The organism is Streptomyces sp. NPDC037290 (assembly GCF_055603245.1).
Window position 1 is genome coordinate 1 of record NZ_JBVJVZ010000136.1, and the last position, 1,477, is coordinate 1,477.

Consider the following 1,477-nt stretch of genomic DNA (forward strand, 5'->3'; position numbering starts at 1 on the left):
CCCTTCCAGGGTGGCATCCCGCCCCGCCCCTCGTGAAGTGGGCCCGCACACACCCCTTCGTACGGCCTCATTGGGGAAAGCTTTAACAATACGAGACGGTCTCGTATCGAAACGGGGTCTAGGCTCTCCGCATGCCCATACCGTCCGGCGCTCCCGCCGCCGTGCCCCGTGTTCCCGAGGCGATCCACCGCCGCCGCTGGTGGATCCTCGCCGTCCTCATGTTCAGCCTGCTCATCGTGGTGCTGGACAACTCGATCCTGAACGTCGCGGTCAAGACGATCGCCAGCCCCGCCCCCACCGGCATCGGCGCCACCCAGAGCGAGCTGGAGTGGGCGATCAACTCCTACACGCTCGTCTTCGCCGGCCTGCTGTTCACCGCGGGCCTGCTCGGCGACCGGATCGGCCGCAAGAAGGTCCTCCTCGCCGGCATCCTGGTCTTCGGCGTCGGCTCCGCCCTGGCCGCCTTCTCCACCTCGCCCGATGAGCTCATCACCTGGCGGGCGCTGATGGGCTTCGGCGCCGCCTTCGTGATGCCCGCCACCCTCGCCGTCCTGATGAACGTCTTCGAGCGCGACGAGCAGCCCAAGGCCATCGGCATCTGGGCGGGCAGCGTCGGCCTCGGCATCGCCATCGGCCCGATCACCGGCGGACTGCTCCTGGAGCACTTCTGGTGGGGCTCGATCTTCCTGGTGAACGTCCCCGTGGTCGTCCTCGCCCTGATCGCCATGGCGGTCCTGGTCCCCGACTCCCGCGACCCGAAGCCCGGAAAGGTCGACCCGCTGGGCGTCGCGCTCTCCATCGTGGGCCTGGTCCTGCTGGTGTACGGCATCATCCGGGGCGGCGAACTGGCCGACTTCACCGACACCACCGTCCTCCTCGCCATCGCCGGCGGGCTGCTCGTGCTGGCCGGATTCGTCTGGCACGAGAAGCGCAGCAGCCACCCGGCCATCGACATCACGTACTTCCGGAAGCCCGCGTTCTCCGCCGCCGTCGCCGCCATAGCGCTGGTCTTCTTCGCCCTCATGGGCGTGACCTTCTTCTCCGCCTTCTACCTCCAGAGCGTGCGCGGCTACACGGCCCTGGAGTCGGGTCTGCTGATCGTTCCGCTCGCGGCCGCCCAGATGATCTTCGCGCCCCGGGCCCGGCTGGTCGTCGACCGCTTCGGCGCCCGCGCGGTCTGCACGGCCGGCATGCTTCTCGTCGCGGCCGGACTCGCCTCGTTCGCCCTGTTCGACGCCGGTACGCCGGTATGGGTGATGTGCCTCGTCTTCTTCGTCCAGGGCACCGGGATGGCGCACATCATGCCGCCCGTCACCGTCGCCGTGATGCAGGCGCTGCCCCGCGAGAAGGCGGGTTCCGGTTCGGCCGTCAACAACACCTTCCGCCAGGTCGGCGGGGCGCTCGGCATCGCGGTCCTCGGCTCGGTGCTCTCCACCGTCTACCGGGGCGACATCGAGGGCCACCTCGGCGCGGTCCC

The 1,477-nt window shown here is 69.4% G+C and carries 1 protein-coding gene; it reads left to right on the plus strand.

The genetic code is table 11. From position 1 onward, the window contains the following. Positions 1 to 131 precede the first annotated feature (131 nt). Positions 132 to 1,477, plus strand: a 1,346-nt coding sequence (locus tag ACZ7HQ_RS45445; protein WP_471003502.1) for an MFS transporter, incomplete at its 3' end; no start/stop codon positions are given.